Source organism: Actinocorallia populi, assembly GCF_002995495.1.
Taxonomy (GTDB): Bacteria; Actinomycetota; Actinomycetes; order Streptosporangiales; family Streptosporangiaceae; genus Actinocorallia; species Actinocorallia populi.
The window spans coordinates 128,364-147,208 of the sequence record NZ_PVZV01000005.1; the positions used below are offsets into that span (position 1 = coordinate 128,364).

At 71.6% G+C, this 18,845-nt stretch carries 15 protein-coding genes and 2 riboswitches; of the genes, 7 read left to right on the plus strand and 8 right to left on the minus strand.

The window, feature by feature from the left end:
• Nucleotides 1–5 precede the first annotated feature (5 nt).
• Complete coding sequence (locus C2865_RS20725) at nt 6–1,805, minus strand: hydroxysqualene dehydroxylase (RefSeq protein WP_106400194.1); 1,800 nt, start codon at nt 1,803–1,805, stop codon at nt 6–8.
• 124 nt (nt 1,806–1,929) lie between these two features.
• Complete coding sequence (locus tag C2865_RS41475; protein ID WP_106400195.1) at nt 1,930–2,541, minus strand: TetR/AcrR family transcriptional regulator; 612 nt, start codon at nt 2,539–2,541, stop codon at nt 1,930–1,932.
• 79 nt (nt 2,542–2,620) lie between these two features.
• On the opposite strand from C2865_RS41475, the gene C2865_RS20735 reads away from it, so the two are divergent.
• Nucleotides 2,621–4,087: a flavin-containing monooxygenase gene (locus tag C2865_RS20735; protein ID WP_106400196.1), complete on the plus strand. Its 1,467-nt coding sequence runs from the start codon at nt 2,621–2,623 to the stop codon at nt 4,085–4,087.
• 27 nt (nt 4,088–4,114) lie between these two features.
• On the opposite strand, the gene C2865_RS20740 is transcribed toward C2865_RS20735, so the two are convergent.
• On the minus strand, nt 4,115–7,483 hold the full coding sequence (locus tag C2865_RS20740) for a pyruvate carboxylase (RefSeq protein WP_106400197.1): 3,369 nt from the start codon (nt 7,481–7,483) through the stop codon (nt 4,115–4,117).
• Nucleotides 7,484–7,647: 164 nt separating this feature from the next.
• Nucleotides 7,648–7,917: a helix-turn-helix domain-containing protein gene (locus C2865_RS20745; RefSeq protein ID WP_106400198.1), complete on the minus strand. Its 270-nt coding sequence runs from the start codon at nt 7,915–7,917 to the stop codon at nt 7,648–7,650.
• An 88-nt stretch (nt 7,918–8,005) separates the two neighbouring features.
• Here C2865_RS20745 and map point away from each other — a divergent pair, with 88 nt between their 5' ends.
• The 4 genes from map to C2865_RS20765 all read left to right on the plus strand — a co-directional run bounded on the left by map (nt 8,006) and on the right by C2865_RS20765 (nt 13,026).
• The gene (gene map / locus C2865_RS20750) at nt 8,006–8,770 is read left to right on the plus strand and encodes a type I methionyl aminopeptidase (RefSeq protein WP_106400199.1); all 765 of its coding nucleotides are present in this window, start codon (nt 8,006–8,008) and stop codon (nt 8,768–8,770) included.
• Nucleotides 8,771–8,846: 76 nt separating this feature from the next.
• A riboswitch (cobalamin riboswitch) is annotated at nt 8,847–9,056 on the plus strand.
• Nucleotides 9,057–9,154: 98 nt separating this feature from the next.
• On the plus strand, nt 9,155–11,347 hold the full coding sequence (locus tag C2865_RS20755; protein WP_106400200.1) for a ribonucleoside-diphosphate reductase subunit alpha: 2,193 nt from the start codon (nt 9,155–9,157) through the stop codon (nt 11,345–11,347).
• Nucleotides 11,338–12,360: a ribonucleotide-diphosphate reductase subunit beta gene (locus C2865_RS20760; protein ID WP_106400201.1), complete on the plus strand. Its 1,023-nt coding sequence runs from the start codon at nt 11,338–11,340 to the stop codon at nt 12,358–12,360. The genes C2865_RS20755 and C2865_RS20760 overlap by 10 nt, the downstream gene beginning before the upstream one ends.
• 75 nt (nt 12,361–12,435) lie before the next feature.
• Complete coding sequence (locus C2865_RS20765; protein ID WP_106400202.1) at nt 12,436–13,026, plus strand: Uma2 family endonuclease; 591 nt, start codon at nt 12,436–12,438, stop codon at nt 13,024–13,026.
• Nucleotides 13,027–13,083: 57 nt separating this feature from the next.
• Here C2865_RS20765 and C2865_RS20770 read toward each other — a convergent pair whose 3' ends face one another.
• The 4 genes from C2865_RS20770 to C2865_RS20785 are packed head-to-tail and all read right to left on the minus strand — an operon-like array spanning nt 13,084 to nt 16,360.
• The gene (locus C2865_RS20770; protein WP_198653479.1) at nt 13,084–13,896 is read right to left on the minus strand and encodes an ABC transporter ATP-binding protein; all 813 of its coding nucleotides are present in this window, start codon (nt 13,894–13,896) and stop codon (nt 13,084–13,086) included.
• Nucleotides 13,893–14,969: a FecCD family ABC transporter permease gene (locus C2865_RS20775; RefSeq protein ID WP_106400204.1), complete on the minus strand. Its 1,077-nt coding sequence runs from the start codon at nt 14,967–14,969 to the stop codon at nt 13,893–13,895. The genes C2865_RS20770 and C2865_RS20775 overlap by 4 nt, the downstream gene beginning before the upstream one ends.
• Entirely contained in the window at nt 14,966–15,952 is a 987-nt protein-coding gene (locus C2865_RS20780) for an ABC transporter substrate-binding protein (protein WP_106400205.1), read from the minus strand. The genes C2865_RS20775 and C2865_RS20780 overlap by 4 nt, the downstream gene beginning before the upstream one ends.
• A 12-nt stretch (nt 15,953–15,964) precedes the next feature.
• Entirely contained in the window at nt 15,965–16,360 is a 396-nt protein-coding gene (locus C2865_RS20785) for a hypothetical protein (RefSeq protein WP_106400206.1), read from the minus strand.
• 39 nt (nt 16,361–16,399) lie between these two features.
• A riboswitch (cobalamin riboswitch) is annotated at nt 16,400–16,589 on the minus strand.
• A gap of 137 nt (nt 16,590–16,726) precedes the next feature.
• Here C2865_RS20785 and C2865_RS20790 point away from each other — a divergent pair.
• Nucleotides 16,727–17,287 (plus strand): hypothetical protein, encoded by a 561-nt coding sequence (locus C2865_RS20790; protein WP_106400207.1) that lies wholly within the window; start codon nt 16,727–16,729, stop codon nt 17,285–17,287.
• 84 nt (nt 17,288–17,371) lie between these two features.
• Nucleotides 17,372–18,754, plus strand: coding sequence for a PepSY-associated TM helix domain-containing protein (locus tag C2865_RS20795; protein ID WP_106400208.1), 1,383 nt, complete (start codon nt 17,372–17,374; stop codon nt 18,752–18,754).
• The last annotated feature ends 91 nt before the right edge of the window (nt 18,755–18,845 follow it).

Consider the following 18,845-nt stretch of genomic DNA (forward strand, 5'->3'; position numbering starts at 1 on the left):
GCGGGTCAGGGACGGTAGGGGTCGATGACGTCGAAGGCGTTGGGCTTGCCCGCCGCGAAACGGGCGTCGTCGTCGGCGAAGAAGCCGTTGAACGCCGGGGGCTGCCAGAGGTCGAGCAGCCTGGCCTTGGACCCGCCGGCGCCGGAGGCGTCGATGATGGCGTTGGCCGCCTTGCGGCCCGCCTCGTTGGCGCCCTCCATGGTGGCCAGGTTGATGTTGGCGCGCACGTAGTCGGAGGCCAGGAACAGGTTGGGGATCGCGGTCGTGGACTCGGGCCGGAAGTTCCAGGAGCTGGGGCTGTTGATCAGCAGCGGCTCGTCGTTGGCGACCTGGGGGGTGGCCAGGCCGGTGATGGCGGGGTCGATGAACCAGGAGTGGACGTTGGAGTCCTTCAGCACCCGGTCCCCGCGGGGGACGGCCCTGCGCAGCTGCGCGAGGACCTCCTCGATGATCTGCTCGGGGGTGCACTCCTTGGCGGTCCTGCCGTGCAGGACGCCCTTCCTGTCCCAGGCGGAGAGGTCGATGGACAGGCACTCGTTCACGGTGCCGTCGCCGTAGGTCCGGTTGAACCTCTTCTTCCAGAACTGGGCCTGGCTGATGGACGTGAGCGCCCAGGGCTGCCCGGCGTAGGCCACGTGGCCCCTGCCGAGGTCGACCGGCTCCTTCAGGTAGAGCATGACGCCGTTCATCCAGTCGGTCGTCAGGTTGCCCAGGGCCTTGAGGTTCGGGTCGGCGTTCAGGATGTCGGCGTTCAGCAGCGGCACCGCCCGCTCCAGCGGCACTGCCAGGACGTAGTGGTCGGCCTCGACCGGCTGCGTCCCGTCGAGCACGGCCCCGGAGATCCTGCCGCCGGCGACCTTCAGCTCGGTGAGGGTGCGGCCGATCTGGAAGTCGACGCCCAGGGCGCGCAGGTGGTCCATCCACGGGTCGATGAGCGCCTCGTTGGTGGGGGCGTTCAGCAGCCGGTCCGGGGCGCCGTAGCCGCCCAGGCCCAGCGTGCTGTAGACCCAGGCCTCGGCCATCAGGCCCATGGTGTGGGCGTTGGCCTTGTCGGGCTTGGCGGCGACCAGGGTGCTGGTGAACATGTCCACCAGCAGCTCGTTGTAGCGCTTGGACTTGCCCTTCACCTTCACGTAGTCGGCGAAGCTCATGTTCTCCCACTGCTTGAGCCGCCGCTGCGGCCCGCTGGTGACGAACACGATCATCTTCTCGAGGAAGTACGCGACCTCCCACGCCGGGACGTTGCCGATCACCTTGACCGCGGTCGACAGGAAGGTGAGCAGCGAGCCGGGGCTCAGCGTGCCGACGATGCTGCCGTGGGCGGGCAGCACCATCTTGGTCCCGTTGTAGAAGGCCGAGACCTCCTTGCCGTCGACGAAGTTGTCCTTCAGGGTGCCGCCGCCGGGGCGCGGGACGCGCTCCATCGTGTCGGGCAGGTTCTGGTAGAAGCCGGGGAAGAACCGGAACCCGTGCTCGGCGGGCAGGTCCTGGCGGCCGCCCGTGGCGGTGCCGGTGAAGGGCATGCTGCGGCACTTGCCGCCCCAGGCCTTGCGCTCGTAGACGGTCACCTCGAAGCCGCGCTCGATCAGCTCGTGGGCGACCGTCAGGCCGCCCATCCCGCCGCCGAACACCGCGACGCGCCGTCCGGGCGCGCGCTTCCGCCGGGCCCGGGAGGCCCTCGACGCCGAGGCGGGGCCGCCGAGGCCCGCCGCGCCGGCGGCGGCCAGGGCCCCGGTGACGAATCCCCGTCTTCCGACGCCTTCGTCCTGGTTCTGCGGGGCGGCGGAGGTGCTCTGTTCCTCCATGGTGCGCTCCTCTGGAGTGGGGGGAAGTAACCGACACTGATGTCGGTTACTGGCCACTCACTATGGGAAGGAGGCGGCACCGCGTCAAGGGCCCGCGAAGGGCGCGGGGGTGTCCGGATCCGGTCTAGGGGCGCGGTCCGAGCCCGGACCACAACAACCACATGACCCCCTCCACCAGGGTCGACCGGGCGATCTCGGGGCGGTGCTCCCACCACTGGGCGACCCCGTCCAGGCCGGTGATGACGAACTCCACCATGGCCTCGGCGCCCGGCTCCGCCGGGTCGACGCCGATCTCCCGCATGTCCGGTGCCAGCATCGCCGCGACCGCCCGGGTGCGGGCCTCGCGGATGCCCTGGCGCACGGTCCGGATCTCCGGGTCGTCCTCGTTCAGGCTGTCGAACAGGAGTTTCCTGGCCTCGGGCTGACTCTGGGCGAAGCCGAAGTAGGCGTCCACGGTGCCGCGCATCCGCTCGCGCGCCGTCCCCTGGGCGGTGATCCGTGCGCCGATGTACTCGATCAGCGCCGCGTTCTGCTCCTGGAGGACGGCCAGCAGCAGCACCCGCTTGGAGGGGAAGTGGTCGTACATCACCGTGCGCGCCACCCCCGCGGCCCTGGCGATCTCACCCAGCGACGTGGCGTGGTACCCCTTCTCCGCGAAGATCCTCAGTGCGGCCGCGGTGATGACCGCCCGCCTGGCCGGCCCGCGCATGCGGCTCTTGGGTGCGCTTTCCACCATGGACCGTCTTTCCTTTCCGTGTTACGGTCACGCAACCGACATGAGTGTCGGTTGCCCTGTCGATCACTGGGAGTCTCACATGGGCCGCAGAGAACTGTCGATCGCCATCGTCGGAAGCGGATTCAGCGGCATAGCCCTGGCCGTCGGCCTGAAGAAGGCGGGCTTCGCCGATCTCACCGTCTTCGAGCGGGCCGACGGCCCCGGCGGAGTCTGGCGCGACAACACCTATCCCGGCGCCGCCTGCGACGCGCCCTCCCACCTGTACTCCTACTCCTTCGCACCCAAGCCCGACTGGACGCGCCGCTTCGCCGAACAACCGGAGATCCTGGCCTATCTGCGGCACTGCGCCGAACTCTTCTCCCTGCTCCCGCACTGTCGCTTCGGCGCGGAGGTCACCGAAGCGGTGTTCGACGAGGACTCCCGCCGGTGGCGGGTCCGCACGGCGCAGGGCGACGAGCGGGACTTCGACCTCCTCGTGTCCGCCTGCGGCCAGCTCGGCAACCCCGCCGTCCCGAACCTGCCCGGCCTGGACTCCTTCACCGGCACCGTCTTCCACTCCGCGCAATGGGACCACGACCACGATCTCACCGGCAGGCGCGTGGTCGTGGTCGGCAACGGTGCCAGCGCCATCCAGTTCGTCCCCCTCATCGCTCCGGCCGTCGCCGACCTCACGATCTTCCAGATCGAGTCCAACTGGATCAGCCGCAAACCCGACCGCGTCTACCCGCGCTGGCGGCGACGCCTCAACCGGCGCCTCCCGATCGTGCAGAAGGCGTCACGGCTGGGCATCTTCCTGTGGTTCGAGCTGCTGCTCAACCCCGCTCTCACCGCGCCCGCCGGCCGCCGCCTGCTGTCGGCGCACATCCGGGCCCTGTGCCTGCTCACGCTCAGGTCGGTCAGGGACCCGGCCCTCCGCCGCGCCCTGACCCCCGACCACGAACCCGGGTGCAAGCGCATCCTCACCTCGAGCGAGTACTACGACACCCTGAACCGCCCCCACGTGCACGTCGTCACCCGGCCGATCACCGAGGTCGTCCCTGACGGCGTCCGCACCGCCGACGGCACCCGCCACCCGGCCGACACCCTCATCTGGGCCACCGGTTTTCGCTCCCAGGACTTCGTCGCGCCCATGCGCGTCATCGGATCACACGGCATGGACCTGAACACCGCCTGGAAGGACGGCGCCCGCGCCTACCTCGGCATGGCCGTCACCGGCTTCCCCAACTTCTTCCTCATGTACGGGCCCAACACCAACGTTGGTTCCGGCTCCATCGTCCACATGCTCGAGAGCCAGGCCGCCTACATAGTGCAGGCCGCCGAACTCATGGAGCGCGGCGTCTCCCGTCTCGAAGTGCGCGGCGACGTCCTCGACGCCCACGACGCCGCCGTCCAGCGCCGCCTCGCCACCACCGTCTGGAACCAGGGCGGCTGCGACAGCTGGTACCTCGACCCCACCCGCCGCAACACCAACAACTGGCCGGGTTACATGACCGGCTACCGCCGCCGCACCCGCCGCCTCGACCCCTCCGACTACCACCTGCACTGATCCGCCGGCGGACGCGGTCCGCCGGAGTCAGCCGAGGAGGACGAGGAGGTCTCCCGCCTCCACCTGGGACGGGCCGGGCACGGGGACGCGCGCCACGGTGCCGGCCACGGGGGCGGTGATGGCCGCCTCCATCTTCATCGCCTCGATGACGGCGACGACGTCGCCGGCCTCGACGCGGTCGCCGGGGGAGACGCGGGCGGTCACCGTGCCGGAGAACGGGGCGGCCACCTGGCGCGGGTCCGACGGGTCGGCGCGCTCGACGGGGGGCGCGTCCACGGCGACCGAGCGGTCGCGGACGGCCAGGGTGCGCATCTGGCCGTTGACGGTGCAGATGACCTGGCGGCAGCCCGCCTCGTCGATCTCGCCGACGGCCTCCAGCGCGGCGAGCACCCGTACTCCCGGCTCCAGGTCGAAGGCCACCTCGCGCCCCGGGCGCAACCCGTACAGGAACGCCTCGGTAGGCAGCACCGACAGGTCGCCGTAGGAGGCGCGGGACTCGGCGTACGCCTTGGCGGGGGCGGGGAACAGGAGGCGGTCGAGGATGGTGCGCACGTCGGGCCCGGCGAGCGCCTTCTCCTCCTCCTCGGGCAGTTCGGCCTGCGGGGGCGTGTAGGAGCGGGCGCGCAGGGCGTCGCTGCGGAAGGGCTCGGGCCAGCCGCCGGGCGGGTCGCCGAGCTCTCCGGAGAGGAAGCCGATGACGCTGTCGGGGATGTCGAACCGGCCGGGCTCGGCGGCGAACTCCGCCGGGTCGGCTCCGGCCGCCACCAGGTGCAGGGCGAGGTCGCCGACGACCTTGCTGGACGGAGTCACCTTCACGAGCCTGCCGAGGACGCGGTCGGCCGCCTCGTAGAGCCGTTCGATCTCCTCGAACCGGTCGCCGAGGCCGAGCGCGACGGCCTGCTGGCGCAGGTTCGACAGCTGCCCTCCGGGGATCTCGTGCCGGTAGACCCGCCCGGTGGGGGCGGGCAGGCCCATCTCGAACGGCGCGTAGAGCCGCCGCACGGCCTCCCAGTACGGTTCCAGCGCGGTGACGGCGTCCAGGTCGAGGCCGGTGGCGCGTTCGGTGTGGTCGGTGTGCGCGACGATCGCCTGGAGGGGCGGCTGGCTGGTGGTGCCCGCCAGCGGCGAGGACGCGCCGTCCACGGCGTCCACGCCCGCCTCGATCGCGGCGAGGTAGGTGGCGAGCTGGCCGCCCGCGGTGTCGTGGGTGTGCAGGTGGACGGGCAGGTCGAAACGTTCGCGCAGCGCGGTGACCAGGGTCCGCGCGGCGGGGGCGCGCAGCAGCCCGGCCATGTCCTTGACGCACAGGACGTGCACGCCCGCCTCGACGAGCCGCTCGGCCAGGCGCAGGTAGTAGTCGAGGGTGTAGAGCCGCTCCCCGGGCGAGGACAGGTCGCCGGTGTAGCACAGCGTGCCCTCGGCGATCGCGTGGGTGTGCAGGACGGCGTCGACGGCCGGGCGCATCCGCTCCACGTCGTTGAGCGCGTCGAAGATGCGGAAGACGTCCACGCCGGTCCGCGCGGCCTCCGCCACGAACGCCTTGGCGACGGAGTCGGGGTAGGGCGTGTAGCCGACGGTGTTGCGTCCGCGCAGCAGCATCTGCAGGCACGTGTTCGGGGCGGCCTCGCGCAGCGCGGCGAGCCTGTCCCAGGGTGATTCGCCGAGGAAGCGCAGCGCCACGTCATAGGTCGCGCCGCCCCACGCCTCGATGGACAGCAGCCCCGGCAGGGTCCGCGCCACGTGGGGCGCGGCCCGCAGCAGGTCGAACGTGCGGACGCGGGTGGCCAGCAGCGACTGGTGGGCGTCGCGGAACGTGGTGTCGGTGACGGCCAGGGCCTTCTGGGCGCGCAGCCGCTCGGCGAACGCGCGCGGGCCGAGGGCGAGCAGCAGGTCGCGGGAGCCCTCGGGGAACGGGCCGTCGGGCAGAGGAGGCAGCTTCTCGGCCGGGTCCAGTTCGGTGGGCGTCTCCCCGTGGGGCTTGTTGACCGTCACGTCGGCCAGGTAGCGCACGAGCCGCGTGGCGCGGTCGCCGCTGGAACGGGCGGTGAGCAGTTCGGGATGCTCGGCGATGTAGGCGGTGGTGACGCCTCCGGCGCGGAAGTCCGGTTCGTCGAGCAGGGCGCGCAGGAAGGGGATGTTGCTGGCGACGCCGCGGATGCGGAACTCCGCGACGGCCCGCCGGGACCGGCGCACGGCGTCTTCGAAGGTCCTGCCCCGGGTCGTCAGCTTCACCAGCAGGGAGTCGAAGTGCGGGGAGACCTCGGCCCCGGCGTACGCGGTGCCGGTGTCCAGCCGGATGCCCGCGCCGCCGGGGGAGCGGTAGGCGGAGATCCGCCCGGTGTCGGGGCGGAACTCCTGCGCGGGGTCCTCGGTGGTGATGCGGCACTGCACGGCGAACCCGGAGACCGTGACGTTCTCCTGGGAGATGCCGAGGTCGTCCAGCGTCTGCCCGCCCGCGATGCGCAGCTGCGCCTGGACGAGGTCGATCCCGGTGACCTCCTCGGTCACGGTGTGCTCGACCTGGATGCGCGGGTTCATCTCGATGAAGACGTGCTCGCCGCGCTCGTCGACGAGGAACTCCACGGTCCCCGCGTTGACGTAGCCGACCTCCCGGGCGAACGCCACCGCGTCCGCGCACAACCGCTGCACGACCAGCGGGTCCAGCCGGGGAGCGGGCGCGATCTCCACGACCTTCTGGTGGCGGCGCTGGACCGAGCAGTCGCGTTCCCGCAGGTGGACGGTGTGGCCCGCGCCGTCGGCGAGGACCTGCACCTCGATGTGGCGGGGCCGGTCGACGGCCTGCTCCAGGAAGACGGTGGAGTCGCCGAAGGCGCTCTCGGCCTCGCGGCGAGCGGTCTCGACCGCCGCGAGGAGATCCTCGCGCCGGTCCACCCGGCGCAGCCCGCGCCCGCCTCCGCCCGCCGCGGCCTTGACGAAGAGCGGCAGCCCGACCTCGTCGGCGGCCTCCAGTTCCCGGCCGGGTTCGGGCGTCACCGACCGCAGCACCGGCAGTCCCGCCCGCCGCGCCGCCTCGACCGCCTCGATCTTGTTCCCGGCCAACCGGAGCACCCGCGAGGGCGGCCCGACGAAGACGAGCCCGTTGCGTTCGCACGCCTCGGCAAGCTCCGGACTCTCCGAGAGGAACCCGTATCCGGGGTAGACGGCGTCGGCCCCGACCCGCAGCGCCGTCCGAACGATCCCGTCGACGTCCAGGTAGGCGCGGACCGGGTGCCCCTTCTCGCCGATCGGGTACGCCTCGTCGGCCTTCTGCCGGTGCAGCGAGAACCGGTCCTCGTGGGCGTAGACGGCGACGCTCGCGACGCCCAGCTCGTACGCGGCCCTGAAGGCGCGGACGGCGATCTCACCGCGGTTGGCCACCAGCAACTTCGTGATCACGGCAGTGCTCCTCGTCCTCGGCTACCGCGACGGTCACATGAACCGTCGGATGCCGGGAAGAGCGCCGATCCGCCAATTAGTGCGAATTTTCGCGGACTTCACGTAAAGGAGGCAATATTTGCGGGCTTTCCCGGGCATCGCGTGGTGCGGAGGCCCCTGGGGCCCTAGGCGCTGCTGCGGGCGGGGGCGGAGGCGGGGCGCCAGGCGTCGGCCAGCTCGGACAGGGGGACGTCGAGGGCCTCGCTGAGCTGGACGACGGTGCCGAAGGCGGGGGTGGGCAGGCGGCCGGTCTCGATCTTGCGGAGGGTCTCGGGGGAGATGCCCGCCGCCAGGGCGACCTGGGCGAGGGGGCGGGTCCCCCGGGCGGCGCGCAGGGCGGCGCCGAGACGGCGGCCTGCGTCGATCTGTTCGGGGGCGAGCGGGAGCCGGACCATGGGTCAACGGTAGGCGGCGGTACCGCCGGAGGCAACCCTGGTGGTATAAAAATACCAACCCTGTCGTCCCGGAGAACGAGGAGCAGCCTTGATCGAGCTCAAGTCGCCCGACCAGATCGAACGCATGGGCGTGACCGGCCGGTTCGTCGGCGAGGTGCTCACGGAGCTCGGCGAACTCGCCGCGGTGGGCGTCGACCTGATGGACCTGGAGCACCACGCCCGGCGCCGGATCAAGGAGCGCGGCGCGCAGTCCTGCTACTGGGACTATTCGCCTTCGTTCGGGCACGGGCCCTTCCGCAACGTGGTGTGCCTGTCGGTCAACGACGCCGTCCTGCACGGCCTGCCGCACCGCTACAGGCTGCGCGACGGCGACCTTTTGAGCATGGACATGGCGGTGACCATCGACGGCTGGTCCGCCGACTCCGCGCGCTCCGTCGTCGTCGGCACCCCCTCCGAGGACGACCTGCGGCTGATCCGCGCCACCGAGGAGGCGCTGGAGGCCGCCATCGACGCCGCCCGCCCCGGCAACCGCCTGGGAGACGTCTCGGCCGCGATCGGCTCGGTCGCCGCGGCCTACGGCTACCCGGTCAACCTGGAGTTCGGCGGCCACGGCATCGGCCGCACCATGCACGAGGACCTGCACATCCCCAACGACGGCAGGCCCGGCCGCGGCTACCGGCTCCGCCCCGGCCTGACCCTCGCGATCGAGCCCTGGTTCGCCGCCACCACCGACAAGATCGTCTACGACCCCGACGGCTGGACGATCCGCTCCGCCGACGGCTCCCGCACCGCCCACTCCGAGCACACGGTCGCCGTGACCGAGGACGGGCCCCGCGTCCTCACCCGCCGTTAGCCTGCGCGAGGTTCCTTCTCCGCGATGAACACGCCTACAACATCTGGGTTGTTCATTCGCCGTCGCCACAAGATGTAGAGTCTTCCGCAGCGCTGGTCCGCTTCGCCCGTCAGGGTGGAAGCGGCGTGAGAGGGAACCCGGTGGAAATCCGGGACTGCCCCGCAGCGGTGATGGGGAACGAAAGCCGTCAACGAAGCACTGGGCCCGCGGGCCTGGGAAGCGACGGCCGGTAGGCGTGTGCCGTGCGCCCCTGAGTCCGAAGACCTGCCCGCGCGCCGAGACGTCCATGAAGCCTCGAGGGAAGGCCGGTGGACAGGCGCGGAGCCGTGGGTCCCGTGTGCTGTCTTCCGTGCGCCCGGAAGGCGGGAACACGAGGGAGAACCCATGACCGTCACCGCGCCCGCCGCACCCGAACGGGAGCTCCTCATCCGGGAGGCGGCGGCGAAGGTCGGCGTCGACCCGGCGCAGTCGCGGGTGGCCGCGGGGCTGCTCGCCGAGCTGATCCGCGACGAGGCCGCAGGCGAGGGAGCCGTGTCGTTCTCCGGCTCGATCGCCCGCGCGCACGCCGAAGGGCTGCTGAACGACACCACCGCCGCGTTCGTCGCGGCGCACGCGGCCGAACTGGACGCGCTCGTCGACGACGGCGCCGACGACCGGTTCGAGTACTTCGGCCTGCGCACGGTCTACGACCGGTACCTGCTGCGCCACCCGCGCACCCGCAAGGTGATCGAACGCCCGCAGTACTTCCTGATGCGCGTCGCGTGCGGGCTCGCCGAGACGGCCGCCGAGGCTGCGGAACTGTACGGGATGATGTCGCGGCTGGAGTACCTTCCGTCGTCGCCGACGCTGTTCAACTCCGGCGCCCGCCGCGCGCAGCTGTCGTCCTGCTTCCTGCTGGACTCGCCGAAGGACGAGCTGGAGTCCATCTACGAGCGGTACGGGCAGGTCGCGCGGCTGTCGAAGTACGCGGGAGGCATCGGGATCTCCTGGTCGCGGATCCGTTCGCGCGGGTCGCTGATCCGCGGGACGAACGGCCACTCCAACGGGATCGTGCCGTGGCTGCGCACCTTGGACTCGTCGGTGGCCGCCGTCAACCAGGGCGGCCGGCGCAAGGGCGCGGCCTGCGTCTACCTGGAGCCGTGGCACGCCGACGTCGAGGAGTTCCTGGAGCTGCGCGACAACACCGGCGAGGAGCAGCGCCGCACGCACAACCTGAACCTGGCGAACTGGATCCCCGACGAGTTCATGCGCCGGGTCGAGGCCGACACGGCATGGTCGCTGTTCGACCCCAAGGAGGTCCCCGAGCTGGTGGACCTGTGGGGAGACGAGTTCGACGCGGCGTACCGGGCCGCAGAAGCCGCAGGGAAGTACACGAAGCAGGTCCCCGCACGCCAGCTCTACGGCCGGATGATGCGCACTCTCGCGCAGACCGGCAACGGCTGGATGACGTTCAAGGACATCTCCAACCGGACCTGCAACCAGACGGCGGAGCCCGGCAACGTCGTGCACCTGTCGAACCTGTGCACCGAGATCCTCCAGGTGACCAACCAGTCCGAGACGGCCGTGTGCAACCTCGGCTCGATCAACCTGGCCCGCCACGTCACGGCCGACGGCTTCGACTTTGCGCGCCTGCGCGAGACGGTGCGCACGGCCGTGCGCTTCCTCGACCGGACGATCGACCGCGGTTTCTACCCGACGCCCGAGGCCGAGGCCGCCAACAAGAAGTGGCGGCCGATCGGCCTGGGCGTGATGGGCCTGGCCGACGTCTTCTTCACCCTGCGGCTGCCGTTCGACTCTCCGGAGGCGCTGCGGCTCTCCACCGACATCGCCGAGGAGATCGCCCTCACCGCCTACGCGGCCTCCGCCGATCTCGCAGAGGAGCTCGGCGCCCACCCCGCCTACGACCGGACACGCGCCGCCCGCGGCGTCCTGCACCCCGACCACTTCAGCATCGGCGACGGCAGGAAGGCCGAATGGGATGCGCTGCGCGACCGCGTCGCGCGCACGGGCCTGCGCAACTCGCTGCTCACCGCGATCGCCCCGACGGCGACGATCGCGTCCATCGCGGGCTGCTACGAGTGCATCGAGCCGCAGGTCTCCAACGTGTTCAAGCGTGAGACGCTCTCCGGCGAGTTCCTCCAGATCAACAAGTACCTCGTCGACGACCTGCGGGAACGCGGCCTGTGGATCCCCGAGATCCGCGATGCCGTCAAGCGCGCCGACGGCTCCGTCCAGGACGTCCCCGTCCTCGGCGACGACCTCAAGCTGCTCTACCGAACCGCGTGGGAGATCCCGCAGAAGGCGCTCATCGACCTGGCCGCCGCCCGTACTCCGTTCATCGACCAGTCCCAGTCGCTGAACCTCTTCATGGCCACCCCGACCATCGGCAAGTTGTCGTCGATGTACGCCTACGCCTGGAAGGCCGGCCTGAAGACCACCTACTACCTGCGCTCGCGCCCCGCGACGCGCATCGCCCAGACCACAGTTCCCACCCGGGGCGAGAGCCTGCCCGTCGCCGACGACGCCGCGGTCGCCTGCTCCCTGGAGAACCCCGAGATCTGCGAGGCATGCCAGTGACCGCCACCCAGCGGGGAACCCTGCTCGACCCCGGCATGGACCTGACCCTGCGCCCCATGCGCTACCCCGACTTCTACGAGCGCTACAAGGCCGCTATCCGCAACACCTGGACGGTCGAGGAGGTCGACCTCGCCTCGGACCTGGCCGACCTGGCGAAGCTGACGCCCGAGGAGCTGCACCTGGTCAAACGCCTCGTCGCGTTCTTCGCCACCGGCGACTCCATCGTCGCCAACAACCTCGTGCTCAACCTGTACAAGCACGTCAACAGCCCCGAAGCCCGCCTCTACCTGTCCCGGCAGCTCTTCGAGGAGGCCGTCCACGTCCAGTTCTACCTGACGCTCCTGGACACCTACCTCCAGGACGACGACGAGCGCCGCCAGGCGTTCGCCGCGATCGAGCACATCCCCAGCATCCGCGCCAAGGGCGAGTTCTGCTTCAAGTGGATCGGTTCGATCTCCTCCCTCGACGAGCTGCGGACGGCCGCCGACCGCCGCGCCTTCCTGCTCAACCTCATCTGCTTCGCCGCCTGCATCGAGGGCCTGTTCTTCTACGGCGCGTTCGCCTACGTCTACTGGCTCCGCGACCGAGGCCTCCTCAACGGCCTCGCCTCCGGCACCAACTGGGTGTTCCGCGACGAGTCCATGCACATGGAGTTCGCCTTCGCGGTCGTGGACACCGTCCGCGCCGAAGAACCCGACCTTTTCGACGACAAGCTCGCCGCCCAGGTCACCGAGATGCTGGAGGAGGCCGTGACCGCCGAACTCGCCTTCGCCCAAGACCTGTGCGGCGCCGGCCTCCCCGGCATGAGCGCCACCGACATGCGCTCCTACCTGGAGTACGTCGCCGACCAGCGCCTCGCCCGCCTCGGCTTCCCCCGCCGCTACGGCACCCCCAACCCGTTCCCCTTCATGGAACTCCAGGACGTCCAGGAGCTCTCGAACTTCTTCGAACGCCGCGTCTCCGCCTACCAGATGGCCGTCGAAGGCACCGTCGCCTTTGACGAGGACTTCTGACCCATACCAGTGCATACATCTCCCATGGGTCGGGGTTGATGTGCCCCGGTCCATGGGAGCCGCTACGGTTGTGGTATGACCGCACTGCCGGACTGGATGCGCCCGCCGCGCGAGGAAGGCTGGTTCGCGGAGGACCTGGACCGCCTCCCGGAGGCGCCCCGCCATACCGAGCTGATCGACGGAGCCCTCGTCTTCATGATGTCGCCGCAGCGGTCCTGGCACGGCCGCCTCGTCACCGCCCTGACCGCGGCCCTCATGGCGCAGGCCGGGCCGGACGTCGAGGTGGAGCGCGAGATGACCATCCGCCTCGACGGGCGCAACCGCCCGGAGCCCGACCTGCTGGTGACCTCGGCCCCCTACGACCCCGACCGCACGTGGTACGCGCCGGAGGACGTCCTGCTCGTGATCGAGGTGGTCTCGCCCGAGTCCGCGCACCGCGACCGGACGGTCAAGCTCCGCAAGTACGCCGAGGCCGGCATCCCGCACTACTGGTGCATCGAAGACGAGGGCACGTCTCCCGTCGTGCATGTCTACGAGCTGGACCGGCCGACCGAGTCCTACGTCGCGGTCGGCATCTTCCGCGAGACGCTCCGGCGACCGGTCCCCTTCAAAATCGATCTTGATCTGAACGCTCTGCTGCCCCGGAGAGACGGCACGGCTTCGTGAGCGGCCGGGAGTTCTCCCGGTGTGTGCTTCACCCGCCGTGCCTGGTCCGCCGGGGTTTCAGCTGAAGGGCCCTTCCTTCCGGGGGGCGGGATCGGGGAGCAGGGTCATCCGGGGGGCTCCGGTGCGGGGGTGCACGTCGATCTCGGCCTCGACGCGGTAGACCTCGGTCAGGAGGCCGGGGGTGAGGACCTCGGCGGGGGTCCCGAGGGCGACGACCCGTCCGTTCTGCAGGACGCAGACGCGGTCGCAGAACATCGCGGCCAGGTTGAGGTCGTGCAGGGCGACGACGGCGGTGACGCCGAGGCGGCGGACCAGGCGCAGGGCGTCGAGCTGGTGGCGCAGGTCGAGGTGGTTGGTCGGCTCGTCCAGGACCATGGTCCCGGCTTGCTGGGCGAGCGCGCGGGCGATGAGGACGCGCTGCTTCTCCCCGCCGGACAGGTGGTCGAACGGGGCGTCCGCGAGGTGGGAGACGTCGAGTTCGGCCAGCGAGCCCGCGATGATCTCGCGGTCGGCGCGGCCGTCGCCGTCGAAGGCGCGCTTGTGGGGGGTGCGGCCCATGGCGACGATGTCGTGGACGCTCAGGTCGAACTCGCCGGAGGACTCCTGAAGGACGGCGGCCAGCCGCCGGGCGAGCCGCTTGCCCGGCATCCTCCACACGTCCTCGCCGTCCAGGAGGACCCGTCCGGAGGAGGGCCGTACGGCGCGGTAGAGCGTGCGCAGCAGGGTGGTCTTGCCCGCGCCGTTGGGGCCGACGAGCCCCATGACCTCGCGGGGCGCGACCTCCAGGGACACGCCGTCCACCAGGGTCCGGCGGCCCGCGGTCACCGAGACGCCGCGAACCGACAGGGATCCGGGAGCCGTTCCGCTCACCGTGCCGCCCTCCGCCGCATCAGCCACAGGAAGAAGGGCCCGCCCACCAGGGCCGTCAGGATGCCGACCGGGATCTCCTCGGGGCTGATCGCGGTGCGGGCGGCCAGGTCGGCGAGGATGAGGAAACCCGCGCCCAGCAGCGCGGCGGCGGGCAGCGCGCGCCGGTGGTCGGCGCCGACCAGCAGCCGCACCGCGTGCGGCATGATCAGGCCGACGAAGCCGATCGAGCCGCTGACCGCCACGATCGTGCCGATCATCATCGCCACCAGGACGAACAGGGCGGAGCGGAAGCGGTGCACGTCCAGGCCGAGGGCTCCGGCGGCCTCCTCCCCGGCCAGCAGCAGGTTCAGCGGGCGGGAGACGCCCAGCAGCACGAGGGTGCCGGCCAGCACCGCGCCCGCCGGGATCCAGAACACCTCCCAGGTGGTGCCGGCCAGGCCGCCGAGCATCCAGCGCAGCGCGGACTGGGCGGCGTGCGGGTCGTCGGAGGTGACGACGACGAAGCTCGCCACGGCCGACAGCACCTCGGCCGTGGCCACACCCGCCAGCACCAGCCGTACCGTGGTCATCCGCCCGCCGGAGCGGGCCAGGAGGTACACCGCGGTCAGCGCCGCGAGCGCCCCCAGGAAAGCCGCTCCGGGCAGGGTGAACATCCCGAACCAGGACACGCCGAACACCACGACGAGGACCGCGCCGACGGTCGCGCCCGAGGAGACGCCCAGCAGCATCGGGTCGGCGAGGGGGTTGCGCACCAGCGCCTGCAGCGCCGTCCCGCACACCGCCAGCCCGGCGCCGACCATCGCGCACAGCAGCACCCGGGGCAGCCGGACGTCCATGACGATGCTCTCCCGGACGGCGGGCCAGACGGGGTCGGCCAGCGCCGGATGGACCTGGTGCAGCAGGATCCCCCACACTTGCCCGGCCGGGATGGGGATGGAGCCCGCCGCGACGCCGGCCGTCGCGGAGGCCAGCAGGAGCACGCCGAACAGCAGCAGCACCAGCCCGTAGGGGAGCCGCCGCCGGACGGCCGGGGCGGTCGTGCCCGCCCCGGCCCCGTGGGCGACGCCCGTCACCGGAAGCGGTCCGGGTGGATCTGGCGGGCCAGGGACTCCACCCCTGCCGGAGCCCGCACGCCCAGCACGGCCGACGACAGGGGCAGCACCGCGAACCGCTCGTCCTTGATGGCGGGGACGTTCCGCAGCGCGGGGCTGGCCAGCAGGAACCTCTTCTTGTCCTCGACGCTCTGGTCGCCGTAGTCGTAGATGACGACGACCTCGGGCGCTCGTTCGGCGACCTGCTCGAACGACACGTCGGCGAAGGACTTGTCGACGTCGGCGAACAGGTTCACCCCGCCCGCCAGCTCGATCATCTCGTTGCCGATGCCCGCGCCGCCCGCGGTGAAGGCCGTCTTGTCCCCGCTGTCGTAGACGAAGACCTTGACCGGCTCCACGCCGTCCAGCTTCTCCGCGACGGCGTCGAGGATCCCGTGCAGGCGCTCCAGCTGCTCCTCGCCCCGCTCCGGAACGCCGAAGACCTCCGCGACGTCCCGGATCTCCCGGTCCAGCGTCTCCATGGTCACCGGGCCGGACGGGCACGCCTCGATGTCGAGGCGGGTGTCGATGCCCGCGTCGGCGAGCCGCTCCCGGCTCCGGCCCTCCTTCTCGTCGAAGGCGCTGGTGAACCCGCCGTAGACGAAGTCGGGCTCGGCCGACAGCAGCGTCTCGTAGGAGGGGTACTCGTCGGCGACCACCTTGATCCCCTTGTAGGCGGCCTCGTACTCCGGCAGGACCGCGTCGTCGAGGAAGGCCGTGCCGGCCATGGACTTCTCCAGTCCCAGCGCCAGCAGCACCTCGGTGACGTGCTGGTTCATCGTCACGGCCCGCCGCGGCGGGCGCTCGTAGGTCGTCGTCATCCCGCAGTTCTCCACGGTGACGGGGAAGCCCCGCGGGGGCGGGGCCGCCGGGCCGGTCTCGTCAGAGGGGCCGCCTCCGCAGGCCGTGATGAGCGCGGCGCAGGACACGGCCAGCAGCAGGGACAGGGGGCGTCTGCCCGTCATGGGGTCTTCCTCTCACGCGGGATCCCGCGAATCGTCGAGGGGCGGACCCGCCGGAAGACGGCGTGGAGGGGTGAGCAGGTGCAGGTCCAGGATCGCGGGGATCGGCGCCGCACCGGGGCCGCCCGCCCTGATCCAGCCGGCCACGTCCTCGGTCGCGGCGGGGTCGTTGACCAGGCCGAGCCAGACGGGCCGGGCTCCGGCGGCACGCCCCTCCGCGGAGGGATGGACCACGACGACGTTGGCGTGCTCGCACACGCCCAGGCACTCCGCCACCCGGACGGGGGCCTCCTCGCGCAGCCGCGCGATCTGCTCGTCGTGGTCGACGCCGGTGACCTTCGGGCCGCCGCAGCAGCAGTCCCGGCACACCGTGACCCGGCACGGCACCCGCCGGGCACGCTCCATGGGCATGCCACGCACTCCTCTCCGGGGAGATCCGCCCCAGTTACAGTGAGGAGGCGAGACACGTGAGTCTCCTGGCTCTCGGCTCGAACGCTCGTCCCGGCCTTCCCACCCCAGGGGGGCAGTGGCTCAGTCGGGATCCGCTCGCCGATCACAGTGGCGGGACCGCGCCGGTTTCACACCGGCTTCCTCGTCCGCGCTCGCCTTTTCAGCGCCCATCATGGCACATCGTCGACGATCGGCCAGTAGTACTTGTCCGGGTTTGTCGGTAGGGCCGACGCGGCCGAAGTCCTGTGCGGGTGAGGGAAGGGTGGTGGAGGCGAGCGGATATGCCCCTCTTGCAGGTGAGCGGGGGGAAGGCGGCATACTTGCCGGGTGACGCCCGACTGGAGCCTGCGGACGGTGCGTGCCGTCGGCTTCGGGGTGGTGTGCACGCTGGTGACGGCCGCCGCGCACTGGTTCGGCGGGGGAGCCCCGGTGGGGCCCGGCGGCCTGGCGTCGGCGGCCATGCTGACGTCCGCGGCCGCGTTCCTGCTCGGCGGGCGCGAACGGAGCATGCGGGTGATCTTCCCCGCGGCGTTCTCGGCCCAGTACGGGCTGCACGACTTCTTCGGGCGGATCGCCCCCGAGGCCCCCGCGGTCGTGGACCCGGACATGCCGACCATGGTGGCGACGGGCCACTCCGGCGTCACGATGCTGCTCGGGCACGTCATCGTCGCCTTGTTGTCGGCCGCGTGGCTGCGGTCCGGCGAGGAGCTCTTCTGCTCCGTGGTGCGGCGGCTGGCCGCCCGGATCCTGAGGCTCCTGCGGTGCCTGCTCGTGCCGTCCCGGGAGGTGCCGGGTCCGGCCGTCACGGTGGCGGAGCGGGTACTGGTCCCCGTCGCGGTCGTCACGACCGTGGGGCGGCGCGGTCCGCCCGCGGCGGACTCTCTCTGACCCTTCCCTTTTCGTCAGGCCTCCGGCTGTCCGCCGGAGGTCCATGGCCGCGTGCCATGAGAGTTCGTCGTGGAGTGATCCGACGTGTCCGTGCAACCTCCTCCCGTTCAGGCCGCAGCGGCCGAACGGTCCGATGGCAGACCCCCCAAGTCCCTCAAGGGCGGGCTGCGGGCGCTGGTGCTGCGCCTGCACTTCTACGCGGGCGTGCTGGTCGCGCCCTTCCTGCTGGTCGCCGCGGTCAGCGGGCTGCTGTACGCCTGCTCCTGGCAGGCCGAGAAGATCATCTATGCCGACCAGCTGCGGGTGCCCGCCGCGGGTGAGCGCCTTCCGCTGGCCGAGCAGGTCGAACGGGCCCAGGCGGCCCGGCCCGACGGGACGGTGCTGGCGGTGCGGCCGTCGGTGGAGGAGGGCGCGACGACCCGGGTGCTCATGAGCGCCGCCGGGCTCGGCGCCTCCGAGAAGCTCGCCGTCTACGTCGACCCCTACCGGGGGGCGGTCAAGGGCGAGCTGACCGTCTACGGCTCGTCCGAGGCGCTGCCCGTGCGGGCGTGGTTGTCGCGCCTGCACGCCCACCTGCACCTGGGCGACCCGGGCCGCAACTACAGCGAGCTCGCCGCCAGCTGGTTGTGGGTCGTGGCCGCAGGCGGGCTCGTCCTGTGGGTCTCGCGCAGGCGCAAGCGGCGCCGTGACCTGCTGGTGCCCGAGCTCAAGACGCCGGGACGGCGCAGGACGCTGTCCCTGCACGGCACCGTCGGCATCTGGTCCGCGGCCGGCCTGCTGTTCCTGTCGGTGACGGGCCTGACCTGGTCGGTCAACGCCGGAGCCCGCATCGACGAGATCCAGACCGCCCTGAACAGCTCGGCCCCCAAGCTGCCCGGCACCACCACGGGCCACCACGACGGCGCCGCGCACGACCACGCCCACCACGATTCCACCGGCACCGGCGCGAGCATCGACCGGATCCTGGCCGCGGCGCGCCTGGACGGCCCGGTCGAGATCGTCTACCCGGCGGAGCCGGGCAGGGCGTTCGTGGTCGAGCAGATCGACTCCACGGTGCCGCTGCGCCAGGACTCCGCCGCCGTCGACCCGGCCACCGCCCAGGTCACCGGCACCCTGCGCTTCGCCGATCACCCCCTGCCGGCCCAGCTCACCACGATCGGCATCGCCGCCCACATGGGCCAGCTGTTCGGCCTGGCCAACCAGCTCCTGCTCGCCCTCCTGGCCTTCGGCCTCATCCTCCTCATCACGTGGGGCTACCTGATGTGGTGGCGGCGCGGCAAGCACGGCTTCGGCCGTCCCCTCCCGCGCGGCGCCTGGCGCACCGTCCCGGCCTGGGCCCTGGTCCTGCTGGTCGCGGGCGCCGTCCTCGCCGGATGGCTGGTCCCGATGTTCGGCTACCCCCTCGCCGCCTTCATCGTCGTGGACGCGCTCATCGGCCGCGTCCGCACCGCCCGCCGCACACGCTGAACCAGCCGTCACCCGTGGCGGGGAGAGCTTTCAGCTCTCCCCGCCACACACCCACCGGCCCTGTGGCGGACAGCGCCGTCGGGGATCGGGG

What these genes read in the sequence shown, in the direction of transcription:
- C2865_RS20735 (WP_106400196.1), top strand. Translation starts at nt 2,621, where the DNA reads ATGGGCCGCAGAGAACTGTCGATCGCCATCGTCGGAAGCGGATTCAGC.
- C2865_RS20765 (WP_106400202.1), top strand. Translation starts at nt 12,436, where the DNA reads ATGACCGCACTGCCGGACTGGATGCGCCCGCCGCGCGAGGAAGGCTGG.
- C2865_RS20755 (WP_106400200.1), top strand. Translation starts at nt 9,155, where the DNA reads ATGACCGTCACCGCGCCCGCCGCACCCGAACGGGAGCTCCTCATCCGG.
- C2865_RS20785 (WP_106400206.1), bottom strand. Translation starts at nt 16,360, where the DNA reads ATGCCCATGGAGCGTGCCCGGCGGGTGCCGTGCCGGGTCACGGTGTGC.
- C2865_RS20760 (WP_106400201.1), top strand. Translation starts at nt 11,338, where the DNA reads ATGCCAGTGACCGCCACCCAGCGGGGAACCCTGCTCGACCCCGGCATG.
- C2865_RS20780 (WP_106400205.1), bottom strand. Translation starts at nt 15,952, where the DNA reads ATGACGGGCAGACGCCCCCTGTCCCTGCTGCTGGCCGTGTCCTGCGCC.
- C2865_RS20745 (WP_106400198.1), bottom strand. Translation starts at nt 7,917, where the DNA reads ATGGTCCGGCTCCCGCTCGCCCCCGAACAGATCGACGCAGGCCGCCGT.
- C2865_RS41475 (WP_106400195.1), bottom strand. Translation starts at nt 2,541, where the DNA reads ATGGTGGAAAGCGCACCCAAGAGCCGCATGCGCGGGCCGGCCAGGCGG.
- C2865_RS20725 (WP_106400194.1), bottom strand. Translation starts at nt 1,805, where the DNA reads ATGGAGGAACAGAGCACCTCCGCCGCCCCGCAGAACCAGGACGAAGGC.